Genomic DNA, 18,901 nt, shown 5'->3' with positions numbered 1-18,901 from the left:
TCAGTATTCGATGATCCAGCAACCGGGCGAGCCGTTGCCGCCGGCGAAGTTGTTCGCGCTGGTCGAGCCCGCGCCGCCGCCGCCCGCGCCGTAGCCGTCTGCGTTGCCGCCGGCGCCGTTGGTGCCGCCGACACCCGGGGTGCCGTAGACCGCGGCGCGGGCCCTGCCGCCGACGCCGGCCGAACCGACCCCGACGCTGCCGGTCGTGTAGTCCTCGACGAAGAAGCCGGCGGTCGGGATGTTGATCATGGCGAGCGCCTGCGCGTCGAGCACGGCCGTCGAGTTGGGCGAGGTCGCGTTGCCGCTGGCGCTGGCATTGCCGCCCTTGCCGCCCGGCACCGTGGCGGCGCCGAAGGTGCTGTCGCCGCCGTCGGTGCCGGGGTTGTTGCCGGCGGCGCCGCCGGAGCCCGCGGCGCCGCAGGTGTAGTTGATCGCGACGCCCGGGGTGACCGCCATGACGAAGGTCGAGCGTACGCCGCCGGCGCCGGACGAGGCCGTGGCCGCCGCCGTGTTGCCGACGCCGCCACCGCCGCCGCCCGCGCCGATGCCGATGGCGCGGATGCGGGTGACGTTGGCCGGCGGCGTCCAGGTGCCGGACGAGGCCGTCAGCAGCGCGACGTTCTTGAACGGAGCGTTGGCTTGCACGGCCGCCATGGTGGCGATCAGCGTCGAGCTGTTGCCGAGCGCCGGCGTCGGCGCAGCCGGCGTGCCGGTGAAGGTCGGACTGGCGATCGGAGCGGCGCCGGTCGCCGTGCGAACCGCAGCCGCGTTGGCCGTGATCTTGGCGAGCATCCAGGCCCACAGCGCCGCCAGCGACCATTTCCGCGGCTCGGCGTCCGGGTTGGCGGCGGACTGCTTGAGCGCCAGCAGGTCGGTGTCGGCCTCGGCGGCGGCCGCCGCCAGGTCGGGAAAACGCTTGACCTCGCCGCTCATGCCACAGGCCCCCATCCCAGATAATTGCCGCCGCCGGCTCCGAGCAGGCTGCCCGCGCCGATGCCGAGTATGTTCTTGGTGCCGCCGCCGACCGTGGTGTCGACGGTGATCGCCTCGCCGTCGGCGAAGGCGCCGTCGGCGGTGAAGGCGCGGATGAAGTAGAGGTGGACCCCCTGCGTCATGCCGGAATCGTTGTAGGCCATGGCCTCGCCGCGGCTGCCCCAGCGCTCGTTGAGCAGCAGGGCATTGCCGGGCGAGACGACATTGGCGCGATAGACCGCGTGGCGCACGACGTTGGCCGCGGTCGAATTGGTCCAGGTCAGCATGACGATGCCGCTGGCGACCTGCGCCGACAGGCCGGTCGGCGGGGTCGGCGGCGTGGCGTCGACCGTGGCGACGACCGTGACCGGGTCGCTCCACACCGATTGGCGCGCCTTCGTCTGCGCGGTGTCGACCGTCCAGCGCACGGAGACGTCGTAGCTCGCGCCGACCGTCAGGGTCGCGTCGGTCTCGGCGTGGTTGTCGGCGCCCTGCTTCTCGCCGGCCCAGTCGGCGGCGCCGGCCGGGCGCCAGCGGATCGACAGCACGCCGGTGTCGAAGGGCCGCTGGTCGGCCGCCGCGACGATGCGCGGCCCGTCGCCGACGGTGTACTCGACATCGGTCGGCGCCTCGACGATCGGATCGTCGCTACCGACCGGGATCGGCGCCGGCGGCTCGCCCTCCTCGAGCACGGCGTCCCACGACCAGGTGTCGGCGTCGACCGACTTGAACTCGATATCGACGTTCGGCTTGCCCTTGACCGGCCGGATCGACAGGACCTCGGCGGCGGTGTCGACGCCGGCCTCCGGGATGACGACGCGGATCACCGGGGCGTACCAGGCGCGCTTGCCGCGCAGGTCGGTGCGGAAGACACCCTGGTGGCGCGGATTGGCCTTGCGGGTGAAGATCTTGCCGAGGCGCCTGATCTGGCTGAAGGTCTGTACCTCCGGCAGGGCGAGCGGCTGCACGCGGTCGCGGCCGTCGCGGGCCGTCCAGGCCGCCTCCTTCCAGTTCTGGCAGGGCACCAGCTGGAACTGGTGATCGGGCGAGGTGAACTTCAGCGCCACCTCGTTGAAGGCGGCGAGCCGGCTGCTGCCCTGGCGGATGTCCGAATAGGTCAGGATCGAGCCGTCCTCGGTCGAGAACGTCAGCTGCGGCGGCACCGGGCGAGGCTTGCCGATGCGGTAGCCGATCTTGCCGTCCTCGGTCCAATAGTTCTGGCCATCGCAGACCGCATCGATGTTGGCCAGGAAGTCGGCGCTCTTCTTGTCGAACTCCTGGGTGCCGTCGAAGCGGTAGCGCGGCGCGACGCCGCCGTTCTTCAGCGCGACCGGCTCGTCGCAGTCGTCCGCGGCCTCGACATGACTCGGCAAGTCGATCCAGGACAGCGGGATGGCCATGCCGCCGTCGATCACCGGCTTGGTGAGGTAGTGGATGCGGATCAGCGCGGGGTTGCGGGTGAACAGCCAGGTCGCCGGGTCGGCGAAGGACTGCGCCGGGTCGCGCGGGTCCCAGCACAGCGTCGCGCGCATGCGGAACTTGCCGGAGGGCACGCCCTGCGGGAAGATCCGCGACTGGCGCTTGACGTCGTCGCAGTCGTTAAAGGCCATCACCGCGTAGGGCACGCCGCGCAGGCGATGGGCCGAGGTCCAGGTGCCGACGATCCAGGGCCAGACCTCGGCGGCGGGATCGTCGATGAACGAGGCCTGGTCGACGGCGCCGGTCTTCATCCAGACCCGGGCACGGGTCGACTTGCCGGCGAAGTCGCCGGAATTGTACGGGTCGGTGTTGACGTAGCCGCCCGGCCCGTCGACCGTCACCTCCTTGCCGTTGAGGATGATCGCCTCGAAACCGTCGATCTCGCCATGGCCGAGGGCCTGGATGATCCACATCAGCGCCCCAGGCGGCACGGCCCGATAGAACAGGCACACGCCCTCGACCTGCACCCGGCCATAGGCGGTGAAGCGCGGCGCGTCGGCGAAGCGCACCAGGGTGCGGACATGCTGCTTGGGCTGCTTGTCGGCGAGGGCGTATTGCAGGCCGACGCTGGCGGCCGTGGCCAGGAGGTTGCCGGCGATCGTCGCCCAGGAGACGAAGCTGGCGGTGCCGGCGACGCCGATGCCCGTGGTGCCGAGCACAGGCACGGCCGCGGCGACGGCGGCGGCGATCAGCGGCGGCATCGCGGGCTCCAGATGGCGAGGACGGCGCGCACCGGCGGGAAGACGATGCCGGCGGGCGCGCCCTTGCAGACCCAGCGCCCGGTGGCGGCGCAGATGCCGAGGGTGGCGCCGGCCTCCTCGAGGTCGAGCAGGCCGATGGCGCCGGGCTCCGGCGCGGCGAGCTCGGGGAAGCCGTGCTCGCGCATCAGCCGGGTCGCCAGCGCCGGCAGGCCGCCCTCGCGGCGCAGCGCCCGCAGGCAGCCGCGGCCGGTGCGGTAGCGGCCGCGCATGGCGGCGGCGGGGTCGACGCCGCAGCAGGCCTGCGCCCAGGCGCCGACCCAGAAGCCGCAGTCGAGCGTGCCGAAGGCGAAGGGGGCCGACGCCGAGCGGGCGAGATAGTCCGTCGGGTCGGTCATGAGTGCTTGATGTAGGGCCAGAGGTTGTTGACGCCGAGCACGACCTCGGCCTGGAAGTCCATGCCGCGGTCGTCGGGGTAGCGGCGGTTCTGGTCGGCGGCGGAATAGGTGCCGTAGGAGGCCTGGCCGCGATCGGCCCAGAGGCTCTCGACGGTCAGCTTGACGGTGCGAGTCCGGTCGTCCGGCTTGGAGATCGACAGGAGGTCCATCCAGCCGGCATAGCGGAACAGCAGCGGCTCGTGCGGCTGGTAGGCCTCGTCGAACAGGCATTCCCACAGCACGAAGTCGCGGTTCTTGTACTCGTTCTCGTCCTGGGCGTAGGCAAGCAGCCGCGGATTGACGCCGGACAGGGTGACGTCGAGCGGATGGGCGGCGTAGCCGGCCGAGGATTGCAGGCCGGCGACCTCGACGACGTCGCCGACGCCCTGCCAGGTGCGGCCGGCGACGACGAGGTCGCCGCGGCCGGTCCAGATCCATTCGGCGCCGGAGGCGAAGTCGAGCTTCATCAGCATCGCCTCGCGGACGACGCGCTGCGCCAGCATCTCGTCGGGCGTCATGTCAGTAGCCGCGCGCCTGCGCCTGGGCCATCAGCCGGGGCAGGCTCTCCGACAGGCTGTCGTGATAGTCGGCGAGCGCGCCGCGGATCGCCCGCTCGATCTTGACCTCGACGCCGAGCTCGGCGCCCTTGGCGTCGATGGCGAAGGTCGGAGCGAAGGTGGTGGAGATGCCGCCGCGCCGCGGCATCAGCGCCGCCTCGGGCACGCTCGGCCGCGGGATGCGGACGAGGTCGCGGGTCGGGATCACCTGCGAGCCGCGCGGCAGGTTGAGCAGCTCCGGCCCCTTCTCGCCGACCCAGGCCGGGCCGCCGGGGGCGGCGTTCGTGCCCTCGGCGAAGCCGGGGATGCCGAGCCCCTTGCCGAACAGCGAGAGCAAGGTGCCGATGCCGCCGCCGATGGCGCCGCCGGCCTTGCCGCCGACGGCGCCGCCAAGCATGGAGCCGAGGCCGGCGATCGAGGAGCCGACGTCGCCGAAGCCCTTGGAGGCGTCGGCGAGGGCGGGCGAGGCCTTGCCGGCCGCGGCGGCGACACCGTCCATCGACTGCTTCACCGTGTCGAACTTCGCCGCCATCTCGACCTGCGGCAGGCCGGCGGCCGGATCGGCGCCGCGCCCCATCACCGGCAGGGCGCCGGGGACGCTGGCCAGCGGGTTGCCGCCCATCTGGGAGAAGTAGCGCAGGGTGTTGACGCGACCGGTATAGTTGTCGCCACCTTCCGGGTTCGACCGCCTGAAGCCGCGCGGCTGCTCGAAGAACATCTGGGCGCGGGCGAGGTCCTCCGGCGTGGTCGCGGCCGCGACCATCGAACTCTCCGGCCGGCGTCGCAACTCGGCAAGGGCCGCCTCCGACTGCTGCTGCCAGGTCATGCCGCGCAGGTTCATGCGCCCGGTGTTATGACCGAACAGGCCATAGCCGCTGCCGTCGTCATGCACGGCCCGGGCGTCGAAGGAGCTTTCGTTGGCGGCCGCCCCGGTCAACATCAGGGCTTCGTTGCGGCTCGCCCCCTTGGCCAGCAGGTACTCGTACATCTCGCGCGGACCGGTGAAGCCATAGCGGCTCTTGGCGTCGAGCGAAGCCAGATAGGGCGCGTTGATCCGGCCGTAGCCAGAAGCTCCGGCGGCAGCGGCGCGATAGCCGGCGGAGCCGCCATAGGTGACGCCGGGCAGGCCCGGCACCTCGCCGGTCGCCGGCGGCGGCAAGGGCGAGCTCTCGATCCGGCCGGTCTTGCCGCCGCCGCCGACCAGCCAGTCGGCGCCGGAACCGCCGCTGACCGCGACGAAGACCGGGTTGTTGGGCGAGGCGCCGCGCTGGCCGCCGCCGAGCACGGAGGAGAGGAAGCCGCCGAGCAGGCCGCCGGCCGGCTTGCCGTCCTTGTCGTACAGCATGTTGCCGACCATGGTGGCGGTGCTGTCGATGGCGCCGTCGGCCATGCGGCCGAGCAGGCCGCGCAGGATGTCCTTGCCGCTGCGGCCGTCGGCGATGCCGTGCAGCACGTCGGAGATCGCGCCCTTGGTCGCGCTGCGCCAGGCGTCGATCGATGCTATCAACTCGTGCTGGCCTTCGAGAACCGCGGCTTGCTTGTCAGCTTGGACGGCAGCGGCATCGCCGGCCTGCCGGATCTGCGCGACCAGGTCGGGACCGACCCGGATGTGCTCGCGGGCATAGGCGAGATAGAGCTTCTGCTCCGTGGTCATGCGCGCGACCTCGCCGGCCGACTTGCCGAAGGCGGCGGCCTGCAGCGCGGTGGCGGCGGTCTGGTCCTCGATGGCGCGGGTGACCTCGCGCAGCGGCGCCAGCCGCGCCTCGGCGGCGGCGGCCTGCAGGTCGAGCAGCCTGGCCTGGTTCAGGGTGGCGACGGCGCCGGGGAAGCCCTTGGCCGCCTCGAAGCGCTCGGCATAGTCGGCCTCGATCTGGGCCCGCTGCCGCTCGGTCGCGGTCATGCCGACCTGGGCGGCGCCGACGCGGGACTGGCGCAGGCGCTCGGAGGCGGACTTGCCGGCGACGGCCGCCAGCTCGTTGTAGCGCTCCTGGTAGAGGGAGGCGATCTTGAGCGCCTCCGACATGGTCCTGGCGCCCTCGCTGGCGAGGCGGAAATCCTCGCCGAGCCGCTCCAGCTCGGTGCGGCCGCCGGCGCCGGCGCGCTTCAGCCGCTCCAGGGCCTCGGCCTGCTTCGCGGTGGTGACGACGGTGTCGTCGATGGCGCGGTCGAGGTCGGTGACGGCGCCGGTCGCGTCGGCGAGCGCCTTCTCGTGGTCGAGAAGGCCCTTGGTCAGCTTGTCGAGCTCCTCGAGGAAGCCGGCCGGCGCGTCGCCGCCCTTGAGCAGCGCCTCGACGAAATCGCGCAGCTGCCGCGCCGAGCCGCCGGCCTGGGCGTCGCGCAGGGCGGCGGCGATACGCTCATAGACCTCGACGCCGCGGACGATCTTCGGGTCGGCGGCGGCGGGGTTGAAGTCGATCGCCCGGCGGCCGGTGGCGGCGAGCTCGGTGAACTTGTCGGCCTCCGCCCCCAGCGCGGTCCGGGCCTCGGCCACGGACTTGCGCAGGCCCTCGACGTCGACCTGCAGCTCGACCCGGCTCGGCCGCACCGAGGCCTCCTTGTAGGCGGCAACATTGCCGCCGGCCTCCTTCCAGCCCTCGGCGATGCGGCGGGCGAGGGCGTCGTGCTTCTCCAGCGCCGAGACGCTCGCGTCGGCGGTGCTGGTGAGGTAGGCGATGGCCGAGGTCGCCGCAGCGATGCCGACGACGGCGAGGTTCAGCGGGTTGAGCATGCCGAGGAAGGCGCCGCCGACGGCGGCGGCGGCGGCGCGCAGGCCGCCGGCGCCCTGGAACATCTGGGCGATCTGGCCGCCCTGCTGCAGGATGGCGACGGAGGGCGAGCCGCCGCTGGCGATCTGGGTGGCGAGGTCGGTCAGCTGGTAGGTGGCGTTCTGGGCGATGAAGGCGTCGTGCCGGGCGGTGCCGACGGCGGACGCGGCGACGGCGACGGCGCGGGTGCGGGCGGCGACCATCTCCTGGGCGCGGGCGAACTCGGCGGCGGAGATGACGCCGGCGGCCTGCAGGCGCTCATACTCGGCGAGCTCGGCGTTGAGGCGCCCCTGCGCCGCGGCGACGGGGTCGAGCTGGGCGCGCAGGGCGGCGGCCGCGACGGCCATGCGGTCGGTCTCGGCATAGGCCTCCTGGAAGGCCGCGGCGCTGTCGCGCGCCGACTTGCCGCTCTGCTGCGGCAGCAGGACCGCGTTGCCCGCGGCGGCCCGGCCGATATCGGCATCCATCAGGCGCTGCTGGGCGGCGAGCCGGGCGGAGGCCGCCTCCTCGGCCGACAGCATGCCGGCCTTCTGCAGCCGCGCATATTCGGCCAGCTCGGCGTTGAGGCGCCCCTGCGCCGCGGCGGCGGGGTCGAGCTGGGCGCGCAGGGCGGCGGCGGCCGCCGCCATGCGGTCGGTCTCGGCGAAGGCTTCCCGGAAGGCCTCGGCGCTGTCGCGGGCCGACTTGCCGCTCTGGCGCGACAGGAAGGAGAAGTCGACGGCCTCGCTGACATTGGCCGCCATCGCGGCCATGCGGCGCTCGACGGCGGCCAGGTCGGCGCCGATGCCGCCGCTGAAGGCGGAGACGGCGGCGCGCGAGCGGGCGAAGACGGCGTGCAGCGCCGCGTCGTCGGCGACGATCGGGACGCGCAGGGCGGGGAAGTCGACCATGACGGCCTCTCAATGCATCCGGGCCGGGCGGAGCCGGCCGGAGCGGAACAGCAGGTTGTGGGTGCTCTTGAAGTCGCGGAACTCGGCGGCGCTGGGCGGGCGGCGGCCGACGCCCTCGAGATGGCCGGTGGTCTCGAAGACGATGCGGCGGGTCAGGCCCTGCCAGGCGACGAGGATGGCGTTGACGTCGGCGCGCATCAGCCGCTGCTCGTCCCAGCCGAGCCAGCCGAGGGCGACCTCGGCCAGCCAGTCGCAATAGTCCGGCAGGGTCAGGCCGCCGGAGGGTTTGCGTCGCCGCCGGCGGCCGCCTCCGTCACCGGCCGGCCGCCGTTGAGCAGCACCTGGATGTAGCGCGACACCGGCCCGGCGAGGCCGTCGCGGAAGCCGATGCCGCTGGCGAAGACCTTCTCCTCCAGGCCCTCGGCGCCCTTGGGCGTCAGGTCGAGCCCGAGGGCGATGGTGGCGACGATGGTGTCGAAGTCGAGATCCTGCACCTTGCGCAGGGCGGCGAGGCCGCCGCCGGACATGCGCGACACGGATTGCAGGGCGCGGAAGGTCGGCCGCAGCACCCTGGTCTCGCCGGCGAGGACGATCTCGACGTCGCCGGCGCCGAGGCTGGAGGCGGAACTGGTCATCAGGTGTTTCCCATGCTGGGGGTGAGGGCTCGACAGAGCCGGGTCGGACGCGCGATGCTGCCCCAGCGGCACCCGGAGATCGGGCGCCGGAGAAGGGGGCGACATGCGCAAGATGGTTCTCGCCGCGACGGCGATGATGGTGGCCGGCTGCCAGACGATGGGGCAGCAGCAGGTTGATCCCAGCCTGCAGAACACGCCGATCAAACTGACCGAGGAACAAGGCTACCGGGTGAGGCAGGGCGTGCTAGCCGTGCTGAAGGATCCCAACTCGGCGATGTTCGGCGGCGCGCGGGCCGGGATCACGTCGAAGGGCGTGATCATGGTGTGTGGCTACGTCAACGCCAAGAACAGCTTCGGCGGCTATACGGGCATGAAGCCTTTTACAGGTTCTATGATGTCTGCCGGAGGTCCATTCATCGTCGCCGGTATTGGCGGGACAGAGGTCGAAACAAACGCCCTCCTGTCAACTTGTTCTCTCACAGGCCTCCCGATCGGCTGAGCGGACGCAGGGAAGAGACGTCTTCGCAGATTGCCCTACCAAGCAAAACACGGAGGAATGCCAGCAATGTCTGTCATCAATGACGTCCGTCTCTACTTCCGGGACGCAGCAGAACGTCAGGGACCACCTCCCGTTCCGGCCGGAATTACACTCAAAATCCCCCGATCGGACCCACAGGAAGAGGTCGGAAAGATGCTGTCCCCCGGCAAAACGATGCCGGCAGAGGGACAGTCCTTCATCATCCACTATGTCGACAGCGGAGGAAATGCCTCGCTCCGGCGCATCACTGTCTGGAGCATCGAGGCCAATCTCGACGGCATTCCCATGCTGGTCGCCAAGTGCCACGAACGCAAGGCAACACGCTCGTTCCGGGTCGACCGCATTCACGCGGTCACGGACTTTGACGGGGTCCTGCGAGAGCCGTTGACAGAGTTCTTTCGCGACACGTTCGGGTTCCATTGGTCCCCATCGATGCTCCCGCTGATATCGGAGGCCGACGACCAGGAAGACAATTGGGTTCTGGCCACGCGCTACTGTCGCCAGGCCGGTGTGCCGCTGCTCGTCGCCCTGGCCCTCGCCGACGGAGAGATGTGCCTTGAGGAAATCGGAGAAATCGCCGACTTTGCAGCCCGCGCCTGCGCCAAGCGTGAGTTGGAGTTGTCGGAGACAGACGCGGCGCGTCTGATCCCGTATATCCGGCGCATGCGGCCGGGGCCATCTGTGATCGACGCAGTCCTGGACAGACTACTATCGCGCGGCCCCGCAGCGATCACTGAGGTCCTCCATGCAGGGGTACGAGTGATCGAAGCTGACGGGATGATCCATGAGGACGAGGCCGCCATGCTTCGATGGTTCGCCAAGGAATTGACCGGAGCCGATCCGGCCTGATCCCCTCAGGTCGGCGCGACCTCCAGGATCTCCGTGTTGATGCCGACATCGTAGCTGCGCCGGGTGACGTTCTCGGCGTTGCCGATGCTCTTGGTCTTGGAGAAGACCTTGCCGGCGAAATAGCTGATGCTGCCGGTGCCGGCATTGGTCAGCTTGTCGTTCTCGATCACCTTGAAGTTGAAGTCGAAGTCAGAGGCCAGGGCGGCCTGCAGGGCGATCTGGCCGGCATCGGCGGCGTCGTCGCCGCACTTGATGGTCATGGTGCCGGCGTCGAAGGTGGTCTTGAACTTGCGGACGCGGCGGTTCTTCAGGCCGACGAAGGTGGCCTGCCCGGCCTTGTCGCCGAAATCGCCGATATCCTCGACCTCGCCGACCTCGACCCAGGTGTCGGCGGCATATTCGGTGACGGTGTCGCACGGCGTGGTCGTGCCGATGAAGACGGTCGCGCCGGCGGAGGTGCTGACGGTCATGACGGTTTCCTTCTGGTTTCAGGCGCCCGGGCGGTGCCGGTACTGGAGCTGGTAGGAGAGGACGGCGAGGCCGTGCTTGACCTCGGCATCGCCGCTGAGGCCGACCTCGGTGCCGGCGAGCCAGGAGTTGACGGCGAGGCCGCCGAACTTCGGGTCGGCCTCCATGGCGGCCTCGACCACCGCGGCGAGATCGTCGAGGGCCTCGTAGAGACCGTCCGTCGCCTTGACGCGGATTTCGAGCGCGACGATCGGCTGCCGATCGAGGACGCGCTGCAGGGTGGCCAGGGCGGCGGTCTCGCGCGGCGTGTAGACGAGCACGACCGGCAGATCCTCGTCCGGCGTCGGGCGGACGCGGCCGACAAACACCCGGCCGGCGAGGCCGGGCGCGGCCGCGAGCGTGGCGACGATCGCCGCGCGGATGGCGGCGCGGGGATGGGCCATCACGGCGCCCTTTCGAGGATGAGGATGACGACGCCCTCGGCGTCCGGACGGGCGTCCGTGACGCGATAGTCGACGCCGCGGACGGCGACGACGGCCCCGGCCCGGACCGAGCCGGTCTCGGCCGAACGGACCGAGACCTGGGTGCGCCTCGAGGAGCCGCCGGCCTCGCCGTCGTCGACCTCGAACCAGACGCTGTCATAGACCGCGGTCGCCGCGAGATCGGGGAAGCCGGTGCGGCGGATCACGACCGGCTCGCCGAACGTCTCGGTGACGGCGTCGTTGAGGATCGTGAAGTCGAACACGGCCCCGGCCTCCGGCGGACGCGGTCAGTTCTTGGTCAGGCGGCGCAGGCTGAGCGGCCTGAGGCACATCGGCAGCGGATTGGCCTGCAGCTCGAAGGCGCGGGACGACTCGGTCTGCCGCTCGCGGCGCTGGATCATGTAGGAGGGCAGGCCTTCGGTGTTGACGAAGTCCCAGGTGTCGGCCGGCGCGAAATAGGTGGCGAACAGGCCGGGGACGCCGAGCATGAAGGCGCGCGCCTCGTCGGTCGGCACGCCGACCTGGCCGTCGTCGGAGCCGCGATAATTGATCCAGGTGATGTCCGCGTAGCGGAAGGACGAATACGCCTTGTTGTCGGAGATGATGGCTGGGGCCTGCATGTTGCCGACGCTGGAGAGCTGCCGGGCCTTGACCACCTCCTTGTTGTTCCAGGCCGCGTCGAAAAAGTTGTCGCCGCAGAGCGCGACGATCGAGGCGCCGGCGAGGTTGAAGCCGTTGAGCGACTTCACCATGCTGCGCTTCAGCCCCATGCCGACCTGGGTGATGGTGCCGGTGTCGGCGGCCGCCGCGGAGAACGGGAAGTTGACCGCGGCCGGGCGGGCGACGCCGTAGGTGTCGAAATAGTCCCAGAGCAGCGTGGTGCCGTCGGCGTCGTAGACCTGGCCGTCGATCGCGCCGAGATACATGTGCTCGAGCGTGTAGCCGAGCTCGGCCTTGAGGCCGAGCGGCCCGTCGACGCGATTGTAGACCAGGCGCTCGGCGGTCTGCAGCTGGGTGGCGGTGCCGAGCACGCGGACGCCGGAGACCTGGTCGGCGTTGATGACGGCCTCGCGGGCGAGCCGCACCGTGGAGAGCGAGCGCTCCTTGCCCTTGACGTTCTGGCTCTGCGACGGCGGCGCGCCGCGGGCGCTCGACTGGATCAGGCGCAGGTTGCCGCTGACGTCGTCGAAGATGACGCGGGTCGTGTAGACGCCCGTGCCCGGGAACAGGCCGAGGCCGCCGAGGAAACCCGGCACGAAGGGGATGTTGATGTTGACGAAGCTGGTCATCGTCGCGTTGGAGAACGCGTCGCCGTCGAAGATGTTGAGCGTCAGCTCGGGCATGGTCGGCTCCTCATGAAAAAGGCCGCCCGCGGCGGCCTGCGGCGATCGCGCCCGAGCGGGCCGATCGGCGGGGTTACGAACGGACGATGATGCCGACCGCGGCGAGGTCGGCGATGGCGGTGGCCTTCTGCGGGCCGGTGATGCCGGCCGGCCAGGTGATGGCGAGGCCGTTGACCTCGCTGTCGCGGGCGGTGACCGTGCGGCGGACGTCGCCGCCGGTGGCGTCGCAGCCCTGGTAGAGGATCGCCGCCGCCTTCTCGGTGCCGTCCGCGGCGGCGGGAGCCAGGATCTTGTACTTCTTCGTCGCCGTGACCATGCCGAGCACGGTGCCGGCCTCGTACTTGCCGGTGGAGATCGTCACCTCCTCGCGCGAGCGGTAGCCGCTCGCCTCGGAGACGATGTACTCGGCGGTGTGGAAACCTTCCTGGAAGACGGTGGCCATGGTGCCTGTTCCTTGATCGGGGCCCAGGCGCGCGCCGAGGCCGGGTTGCGGAGGCGCGGCGGCTCAGCGGCCGCCGAAGCCCTTGTTGTGGGCGGCATAGATGGCGCCGGCGTCGATGCCCTTGCCCGCGGCGCCCGGCGGCTGCTGGCCGGCGGCCTGGTGCGTGGCGCGGATGTCGACCGACTGGGCCGCGGTCATGCGGTCGAACATCTCGGCGCGGACCGTCTCGATCGAGGTGCCGGCGGCGATGAAGCGGTCGGCCTCGGCCGCCTCGATCTGCGGGCAGAGGCGGCGGGCGTTGTCGACGGCGGCGCGGATATCCTTGGCGCCAGCGATGGCGGCCTTGGCCTGGTCGGCGGTGGCGCCGCGGGCGATCAGCGACGCTGCCATGGCCGGCACGCCGCCGGCGGCGCAGAGCGTGGCGATCTCGGCGGCGGCGGTGGCGGCGGCCTGGGTCGCGGCGGCGGTGGCGGCGGCGACCTCGGCGGCGGTCGCGGTCTTGTCGGCGGCGGCTGGGGTGCCGGACATGGTCTTCTCCTTCTCGGTGGTGGCGGGCGTCGCGGCGCGGGGCTTCCAGCCGCGTGCATCGGCCAGGGCGACGAGGCTCTCGGGCGCCCGGGCGTAGAGGCGATAGGCATAGGCGGAGGTCTCGCCGGAGGCGGCGGCGTCGGACGCGTCGGCATAGCCCTTCTCGACGGCCTCGGCGGCGGTCAACCAGGTCTCGGCCGCCATGTCGGCGCGGATGTCGGCAACGGGGCGGCCGGTCTTCTCGGCATAGACGTCGGCCATCTGGGCCGTCACGGTCTCCAGGGCCGCGATGGAGCGCTGGTGATCCTCGATGCCGCCCGCCGTGAAGGCGCTGGGGTTGTGGATCATCATGATCGCGCCGGTGCGCATGGTGACGGTGCTGCCGCCCATGGCGATCAGCGAGGCGGCCGAGGCGGCGATGGCGTCGACGACGACGGAGACCTTGCCGCGATGGGCCCGGAACGCGTTGAAGATGGCGACGCCCTGGATGGCGTCGCCGCCGCCGGAGTTGATCCGGACGGTGACGTCCGTGGCGCGGCCGATCGCGGCGAGCGCCTCGAGGACGTCGCGGTCGGTGAAGCCGTCGCCCCAGAAATCGTCGCCGACCTCGCCGTAGAGCACGATCTCGCCGTCGACCAGCACGCTCATGTCACTTGTCCTGTGGTTGGCCGCCGGCCGGGTCGGCCGGAGCGGCGGACGGATCGGCCTGGGCGGTGCCGACCTTGCTGACCCGGCGCGGATCGGTGTCGAGCACCAGGCCGAGACGGTCGGCGCGGGCATTGTCGGCGGCGATCTCGGCGTCGACCGTCTCGATGTCCTCGCCGTCGGCGGAGACCTGGGCCTTGCGCGACTTGAAGCCGGCGCGGACCTCGGCGGCGCGCGCCTGCACGTCCTGGACCGGGTTGATGTAGGCCCAGCCCTGCGGCACCCAGGGGGCGCGGACGATCTCGGCCTCGCCGATGCCGGCGGGCGGGCGGATGCGGCCCGCCAGCAGGGCGAGCGCGGTCCAGCGGCGCAGCACCGGCAGGCAGAGCTGGAACACGACGATGTTGTGCTGGATGCGGGTGATGCGCCGGCGGAACTCGTTGAGGGCGACGCGGGCGGTGCGGTCGTTCATCTGCGAATAATCGCCGGTCAGCTGCTCGTAGAGGATGCCGATCGACACGGCCGCCGCGCGATGCTGCTGCCGCATGAAGCTTTCGTAGTTCGTGCCGGGGTCCGGCGGGTCGGAGAAGTGCACCTCTTCGCCGGGCCCGAGCTCCTGCATGGTGCCGGGCTCGAGCGAGGCAAGCGCCACGCCCTCGCCGTCCGGCGCGCCCATGCCGGGGAATGGGCCCGGTTCGGCGTCCTCCGGCGCCTGGTGCGTGACGAAGCCGGTGAACATCGCCGCGATCTTCTGGCGGACGATCTGGGCGTCGTCGTACTGGCCGATCTCGTAGAGCTCGACCAGGGCGCGGGTGAGCCAGGGCTCGCCGCGGATATCGCCGATGCGACGCGGGCTGTAGAGGTGCATGACCTCCGAGGCCGGGACTGGCGCCGGCTGCATGGCGCCGATGTCCCAGTTCGTGGCCCAGTCGAACGGATGGGCCGGATAGAGCCAGTAGGCGGCGCGCCGGCCGATCCGGTCGAACTCGACGCCGCAGCGTACGGCGTTGCCGTTCGGCGCGGCCTGGTTGAGATCGACCGGGCAGAACTCGCTCTCCAGCAGCTGCACCTGGTAGGGCACGGACAGGCCGTCCGTCGCCCGCCGCGTGCGGTGGCGGGCGAAGGTCTCGCCACCCTCGACCATGGAGCGGACGGCGAGCGCCTGCTGGCCGTAGAAGTCGAGCGTGCCGTCGGCGTCGCTCTCGTTGGTCCACTCCGTCCAGGCCCCGGCGAGCTCCTGGTTGAAGGCGGCGTCGCGCGTGGCGAATTGCGGCTTGATGCCGGTGCCGACGACGTTCGACACCATGACCTCGACGCCGTTGTCGGCATAGCCGTCCTTGCGGACGCTGTCGCGCGAGCGCGACTGCAGCGTGGCAAGCGCGCCCTGCAGGGCGCTGTTCGGCCCGGCATTGCCCGGACGCCAGCGACGCAGGCGCGGCGCGTGGCTCGCGGCGTCATAGGTCGCACTGCCGCCGCGCGGCGCGAAGGCGTCCGCATAGATGCGGGTGCCCTTGACGCGCGCCCGGGTGCGGAACTCGCTCATCAGCACAGGCCCTTCGAGGTCATGAAGCGGACGGCGCGGCGCCGCGGCTTGCCAGCGGCGGCGTCGACCTCGTCCTGCATCAGCTTCAGCGTGGCGTTCATCTCGTCCAGGCTGCGGTAGTAGACCTCGCGATCGGCGAAGCGGACGCGCGTCGTGCCCGTGGCGATGGCCTTCTTCAGCCTGTCGATATCGGTCTGGGTGTAGGCCATGGCGCTCACAGGGCGGAGGAGACGCTGCGCCGCCGGACCTTGGGGCCCGGCCGCGCGGCGGCGGTGTCGGAGGCGGCGGCCGGAGCCGCCGGCTGGGGCGGCGGCGCCGGACGGGCGAGAATGTCCTCGAGGTCGAGTTGCCCGGCCTCCGGCGGCGTCTCCCGCTCCAGCTCGAGCCGGTCCCAATAGTGCTCGCTCGGATCCTGGCCGAAGAGCCGGAAGGCGGCCGCCGAGGCGTAGACCCAGGTGTCCAGCGCCTCGTCGCGCATGTTCGGCTCGAGCACCCATTCATGGTCGATGGCGCCGGTGCGCCGGCGGATTTCGCGGCGGCGATGCGACGTCAGCTGCTGGTAGTAGATGTCCGGCAGCCCGCGGGGGTGGCCGATATAGCCGGTCTCGGCCGGGTCGGCCTTGGCCAGGTTGTGGTAGAGCCGCAGCTTGAAGCTGCTGGTGCCGACATTGTAGAAGCGCCCGCCATATTTGCGGATCTTGCCGTTGCGGGCGCGCTCGCGCTTGACCGCCATCAGCTTGGGCGCCGCGTCCTTCGGCACGCCGCGCACCATCATCACCAGCGAGGCGGGATGGCGGCGGACCCAGCCGAGCACGTCATCGGTCCAGGCGTTGCCGTCGATGGCGACGCGATCGAGGCCGAGGTCGCGGCCGACGCTGTTGCGCCATTTGCCGGATATCAGCCGGTCGAGCGCGACGCGGGTGGCATCCTCCTCGATAAAGCCGTCGACACAGCCATAGTCGACGACGAAGGCGCCGCGGTTGCGCGTCCAGGCGACCACCTGCCATTCCACGCGATCCTTCTGCACGTCCATGCCGCAAGTCAACACGAGGCCGCCGGGCGGGATCGTGCCGCGCTTGTGGCCGAGCTCCTCGGCCCGGGCGCGGATGTCCTCCCAGGGCGGCGCCTCGCCCTTGGTCTCGAATTCGAGGCCGCAGACGTCGTTGAGGAAGGTCTGCTCGCTGGCGGCGTCGCCGCGCGCCTTGAGCCAGGCCCGGGCGATGCGCACCAGCGTCTGCAGCGGCGAGTAGGCCGACCAGATGAAGAAGGACCGGTGCCACTTCCGCATCTTCGGGTTGTGCGCGACCCAGCGGCCGAGCCGGTTCATCCGGCGGCGATGGTGATCCTCGATCGCGCAGCCGCATTCGACGCAGTCGAAATGCGCGTCCTCGACGTGGCCGGCCTCGATGTTGGCCTTCAGGTTCTCCCATTCGAGCACCTGGTAGTGGCCGCAATGCGGGCACGGCACTTCGAAGACTTCCTGGCTGCCGTCGAGGTAGTTCTTCGAGGTGCGGCAGCCGGGCGAGACCAGCGGCGTGCCGATCTTGAACTTCTTCGAGAACTCGACGCCCCAGGATCGACTGTCGGCCTGGGCCTCGGGGTCGCCGGCGTCGTTGACCGTCCACTTCGACAGGTCGTCCTGGACCTGCCGCGGCACGGTGACCTGGCTCAGCGAGGCCGGCGAGTTGGCGCCGGAGGCGAGAAGCGCCGCCCGGCCGTCGCGCCGCTCCTTGTAGAGCACCGAGTCCGAGGCATCCCGCGAGCCGCGCGGGAAGTTGGCGTTGACGATGGCTGTCTCTTCCATCATCCGCCGGAGCTTCATCTTGCTCCAGCGCCGGGCGTTGTCCTCCGTCGGGTGGACGTACATGAAGTCCCCGGCGTCCATGACCAGGGAGCCGAGGGTGAAGATGTTGGCGACGACGGTGCCGCCGACCTGCGCCGACTTCTTCAGCGTGACGGTGTCGCACGGATCGTCCGGGCCGAGGGCGCGCAGGATCTCGCTGAAGAACGGGAACAGGTCGGGGTTGTAGGGCCCCGGGAAGTCGGGGCTGTCCGACTTCGAGAACTTGATGTGCTCGACGGCGAAGGCGAGGTAGTCGATCGGCGGCGGCGGCGACCAGACGCGGGCCATCACCTCCGCAGCCAGGCGCTCCGGATTGGCGAGGTGGATGACCGGGGCGTTCAAGGCGTGACCAGGTCAGGCGAGGTCGCCGGCATCGCGGCCGCGTTGGCCGCCGCGGTCGAGGCGGACCGCTCGCGGAAGCGCCGGAACGCACCGCGCAGCGTGTGCACCACCGCGCGCTGGTCGAGCGCGAACTCGCCGGCGATATCGGTGGCGAAGTCGGCGAGCGCGCCCTCGAAGGTCGAGAGCATGCCGCCGGCGAGCTTCTCCATCTCGCGCGAGACGTCGGCGCTGCGGACATAGACGCCGGCGCTCTCGCGCTCCTCCGCCGTCATCCGGCGGGTCTTCATCTCCTCCTGGGCCAGCCGCTCGGCCCTGATGCGATCGTCGATCGAGGCCGGGGCCTGCGCCGGCGCCGTCGCCGGGGCTGCCGGCGTCTCTGTGCCGAGCGCCGTGCCCAGCCCGTTCATGCTGAAGCGCTGCGTCAGGTCGAGGCGGCCGCGGAGCTGCTGCTGCGCCACGGCCACGTTGATGCGCGCCGCGCGCCCCTCCCCGACCAGGGCATCGCCGCTGATCTTGCCCTCGGAAATCCACTGCGACACCCGCGCGGCGGACACGCCCGACAGCTCGGCAAATTGGCCTTTCGTCACGATTTCAGTCACGACTTTAGGTCCAATTAAGGCTCCGCTTAACTTAAGGCTTCGCCGCGCCCTCTCTCTGGCGACAAATCGCAGCCGGAATTACCCGTGTTTGGGCCAGGGGCCAGGGGCCCCCGGCCTGCCCCTCCCCTGCCGGCGGCGGCCGGGGTCAGCGGGTCGAGGCGATGGCGTCGGCGATCGAGGCGGCGATCAGGGCCGGGCCTTCACGCCGGGCCGTGTCGAGCACGGTCTGGCGGAAGCCGAAGCGCGGGCGGTAGACGGCGCGCGGCTTGAAGGCGATCAGCAGTTCCAGCGTCGTCGCGCCGCGCGCGGCCGAGCCGCCGATGGCCTTGCCCTTGCCGCCCTTGCGCAGCGCGCCCTTGGCGCCGACGCTGCCGTCGCGACGCTTGCCGACCTTGGCGCGCCGATAGATGCCCTTGGCCAGCTTCTTGGTGCGGCCGGTGCCGCGCGACAGGAAGACATCGTCCTGCGCCAGCAGGGCCTTGATCTTGCCCCTGGGGATGTTGCCGTAGACGTTGGGCCGCAACTTGGCCGGGACGTTGATCGGGCTGCCGCGCTTGGGCATCCGCTCGCCGCCTGTCTCCTCGATCGTCAGATAGGCCGCCTGCACATCCTTGACGAAGACGGTCGCGACCAGGTCGGTGCGCGTCGCCGGCACGATGCCGATGCCCTGCTGCGTGAACGGCGTCGGACGATCGAAGCGGCTCGGCATCTCGGTCTTGACCACGGCAGCGGCAGCCTGCGCCGTGCGCGTCAGGCCGCGCGCTAGGCCGAAGGCATAGCTGCGCTCGACCTTCTCGAACATGGCCAGCACCGGCCCGGCATCGATCGCCATCACGGCCGCTCCAT

General features: G+C 71.0%; 20 protein-coding genes. 2 read left to right on the top strand and 18 right to left on the bottom strand.

What is annotated here, in order from left to right; translation table 11 throughout:
* The 7 genes from AC27L4_RS32760 to AC27L4_RS32730 all read right to left on the bottom strand — a co-directional run bounded on the left by AC27L4_RS32760 (position 1) and on the right by AC27L4_RS32730 (position 8,433).
* The gene (locus AC27L4_RS32760; RefSeq protein ID WP_487146908.1) at positions 1-933 is read right to left on the bottom strand and encodes a glycine-rich domain-containing protein; all 933 of its coding nucleotides are present in this window, start codon (positions 931-933) and stop codon (positions 1-3) included.
* Positions 930-3,152 (bottom strand): phage tail protein, encoded by a 2,223-nt coding sequence (locus tag AC27L4_RS32755; RefSeq protein WP_487146907.1) that lies wholly within the window; start codon positions 3,150-3,152, stop codon positions 930-932. The genes AC27L4_RS32760 and AC27L4_RS32755 overlap by 4 nt, the downstream gene beginning before the upstream one ends.
* Complete coding sequence (locus AC27L4_RS32750; RefSeq protein ID WP_487146906.1) at positions 3,140-3,547, bottom strand: DUF6950 family protein; 408 nt, start codon at positions 3,545-3,547, stop codon at positions 3,140-3,142. Before AC27L4_RS32750 ends, AC27L4_RS32755 begins: the two co-directional genes overlap by 13 nt.
* Positions 3,544-4,104 (bottom strand): hypothetical protein, encoded by a 561-nt coding sequence (locus tag AC27L4_RS32745; protein WP_487146904.1) that lies wholly within the window; start codon positions 4,102-4,104, stop codon positions 3,544-3,546. The genes AC27L4_RS32750 and AC27L4_RS32745 overlap by 4 nt, the downstream gene beginning before the upstream one ends.
* A 1-nt stretch (position 4,105) precedes the next feature.
* Positions 4,106-7,798 (bottom strand): phage tail length tape measure family protein, encoded by a 3,693-nt coding sequence (locus AC27L4_RS32740; protein WP_487146903.1) that lies wholly within the window; start codon positions 7,796-7,798, stop codon positions 4,106-4,108.
* A 9-nt stretch (positions 7,799-7,807) separates the two neighbouring features.
* Positions 7,808-7,996, bottom strand: a complete 189-nt coding sequence (locus tag AC27L4_RS32735) for a hypothetical protein (protein WP_487146902.1) — start codon at positions 7,994-7,996, stop codon at positions 7,808-7,810.
* A 71-nt stretch (positions 7,997-8,067) separates the two neighbouring features.
* The gene (locus AC27L4_RS32730) at positions 8,068-8,433 is read right to left on the bottom strand and encodes a hypothetical protein (protein WP_487146901.1); all 366 of its coding nucleotides are present in this window, start codon (positions 8,431-8,433) and stop codon (positions 8,068-8,070) included.
* A 103-nt stretch (positions 8,434-8,536) separates the two neighbouring features.
* Between AC27L4_RS32730 and AC27L4_RS32725 the strand changes: the two genes are divergently transcribed.
* Positions 8,537-8,932, top strand: a complete 396-nt coding sequence (locus tag AC27L4_RS32725) for a hypothetical protein (RefSeq protein ID WP_487146899.1) — start codon at positions 8,537-8,539, stop codon at positions 8,930-8,932.
* Between the two features lie 66 nt (positions 8,933-8,998).
* Entirely contained in the window at positions 8,999-9,820 is an 822-nt protein-coding gene (locus tag AC27L4_RS32720; RefSeq protein ID WP_487146898.1) for a tellurite resistance TerB family protein, read from the top strand.
* 5 nt (positions 9,821-9,825) lie between these two features.
* Here AC27L4_RS32720 and AC27L4_RS32715 read toward each other — a convergent pair whose 3' ends face one another.
* The 11 genes from AC27L4_RS32715 to AC27L4_RS32665 all read right to left on the bottom strand — a co-directional run bounded on the left by AC27L4_RS32715 (position 9,826) and on the right by AC27L4_RS32665 (position 18,887).
* Positions 9,826-10,290: a hypothetical protein gene (locus tag AC27L4_RS32715; RefSeq protein ID WP_487146897.1), complete on the bottom strand. Its 465-nt coding sequence runs from the start codon at positions 10,288-10,290 to the stop codon at positions 9,826-9,828.
* 18 nt (positions 10,291-10,308) lie between these two features.
* On the bottom strand, positions 10,309-10,731 hold the full coding sequence (locus tag AC27L4_RS32710) for a hypothetical protein (RefSeq protein ID WP_487146896.1): 423 nt from the start codon (positions 10,729-10,731) through the stop codon (positions 10,309-10,311).
* A complete protein-coding gene (locus AC27L4_RS32705) occupies positions 10,731-11,033 on the bottom strand; it encodes a head-tail joining protein (RefSeq protein WP_487146895.1) in 303 nt (100 codons plus the stop codon). Before AC27L4_RS32705 ends, AC27L4_RS32710 begins: the two co-directional genes overlap by 1 nt.
* A gap of 24 nt (positions 11,034-11,057) precedes the next feature.
* Positions 11,058-12,113, bottom strand: a complete 1,056-nt coding sequence (locus AC27L4_RS32700) for a major capsid protein (RefSeq protein ID WP_487146894.1) — start codon at positions 12,111-12,113, stop codon at positions 11,058-11,060.
* Positions 12,114-12,186: 73 nt separating this feature from the next.
* A complete protein-coding gene (locus AC27L4_RS32695) occupies positions 12,187-12,555 on the bottom strand; it encodes a head decoration protein (protein WP_487146892.1) in 369 nt (122 codons plus the stop codon).
* 63 nt (positions 12,556-12,618) lie between these two features.
* The gene (locus tag AC27L4_RS32690; protein ID WP_487146891.1) at positions 12,619-13,731 is read right to left on the bottom strand and encodes a head maturation protease, ClpP-related; all 1,113 of its coding nucleotides are present in this window, start codon (positions 13,729-13,731) and stop codon (positions 12,619-12,621) included.
* A 1-nt stretch (position 13,732) separates the two neighbouring features.
* Positions 13,733-15,271 carry a phage portal protein gene (locus AC27L4_RS32685; protein ID WP_487146890.1) on the bottom strand — a complete coding sequence of 513 codons (1,539 nt, stop codon included), beginning with the start codon at positions 15,269-15,271 and terminating at the stop codon, positions 13,733-13,735.
* Positions 15,271-15,480: a phage head-tail joining protein gene (locus AC27L4_RS32680; RefSeq protein WP_487146889.1), complete on the bottom strand. Its 210-nt coding sequence runs from the start codon at positions 15,478-15,480 to the stop codon at positions 15,271-15,273. The genes AC27L4_RS32685 and AC27L4_RS32680 overlap by 1 nt, the downstream gene beginning before the upstream one ends.
* Before the next feature lie 5 nt (positions 15,481-15,485).
* Positions 15,486-17,456, bottom strand: coding sequence for a phage terminase large subunit family protein (locus AC27L4_RS32675; RefSeq protein WP_487146888.1), 1,971 nt, complete (start codon positions 17,454-17,456; stop codon positions 15,486-15,488).
* Complete coding sequence (locus AC27L4_RS32670) at positions 17,453-18,043, bottom strand: hypothetical protein (RefSeq protein ID WP_487146887.1); 591 nt, start codon at positions 18,041-18,043, stop codon at positions 17,453-17,455. Before AC27L4_RS32670 ends, AC27L4_RS32675 begins: the two co-directional genes overlap by 4 nt.
* A 157-nt stretch (positions 18,044-18,200) precedes the next feature.
* Complete coding sequence (locus AC27L4_RS32665) at positions 18,201-18,887, bottom strand: hypothetical protein (RefSeq protein WP_487146886.1); 687 nt, start codon at positions 18,885-18,887, stop codon at positions 18,201-18,203.
* Positions 18,888-18,901 lie beyond the last annotated feature (14 nt).

It is taken from the genome of Labrys sp. Lb11, from assembly GCF_057554225.1.
This window is presented reverse-complemented; position numbering and strand designations above follow the sequence as displayed.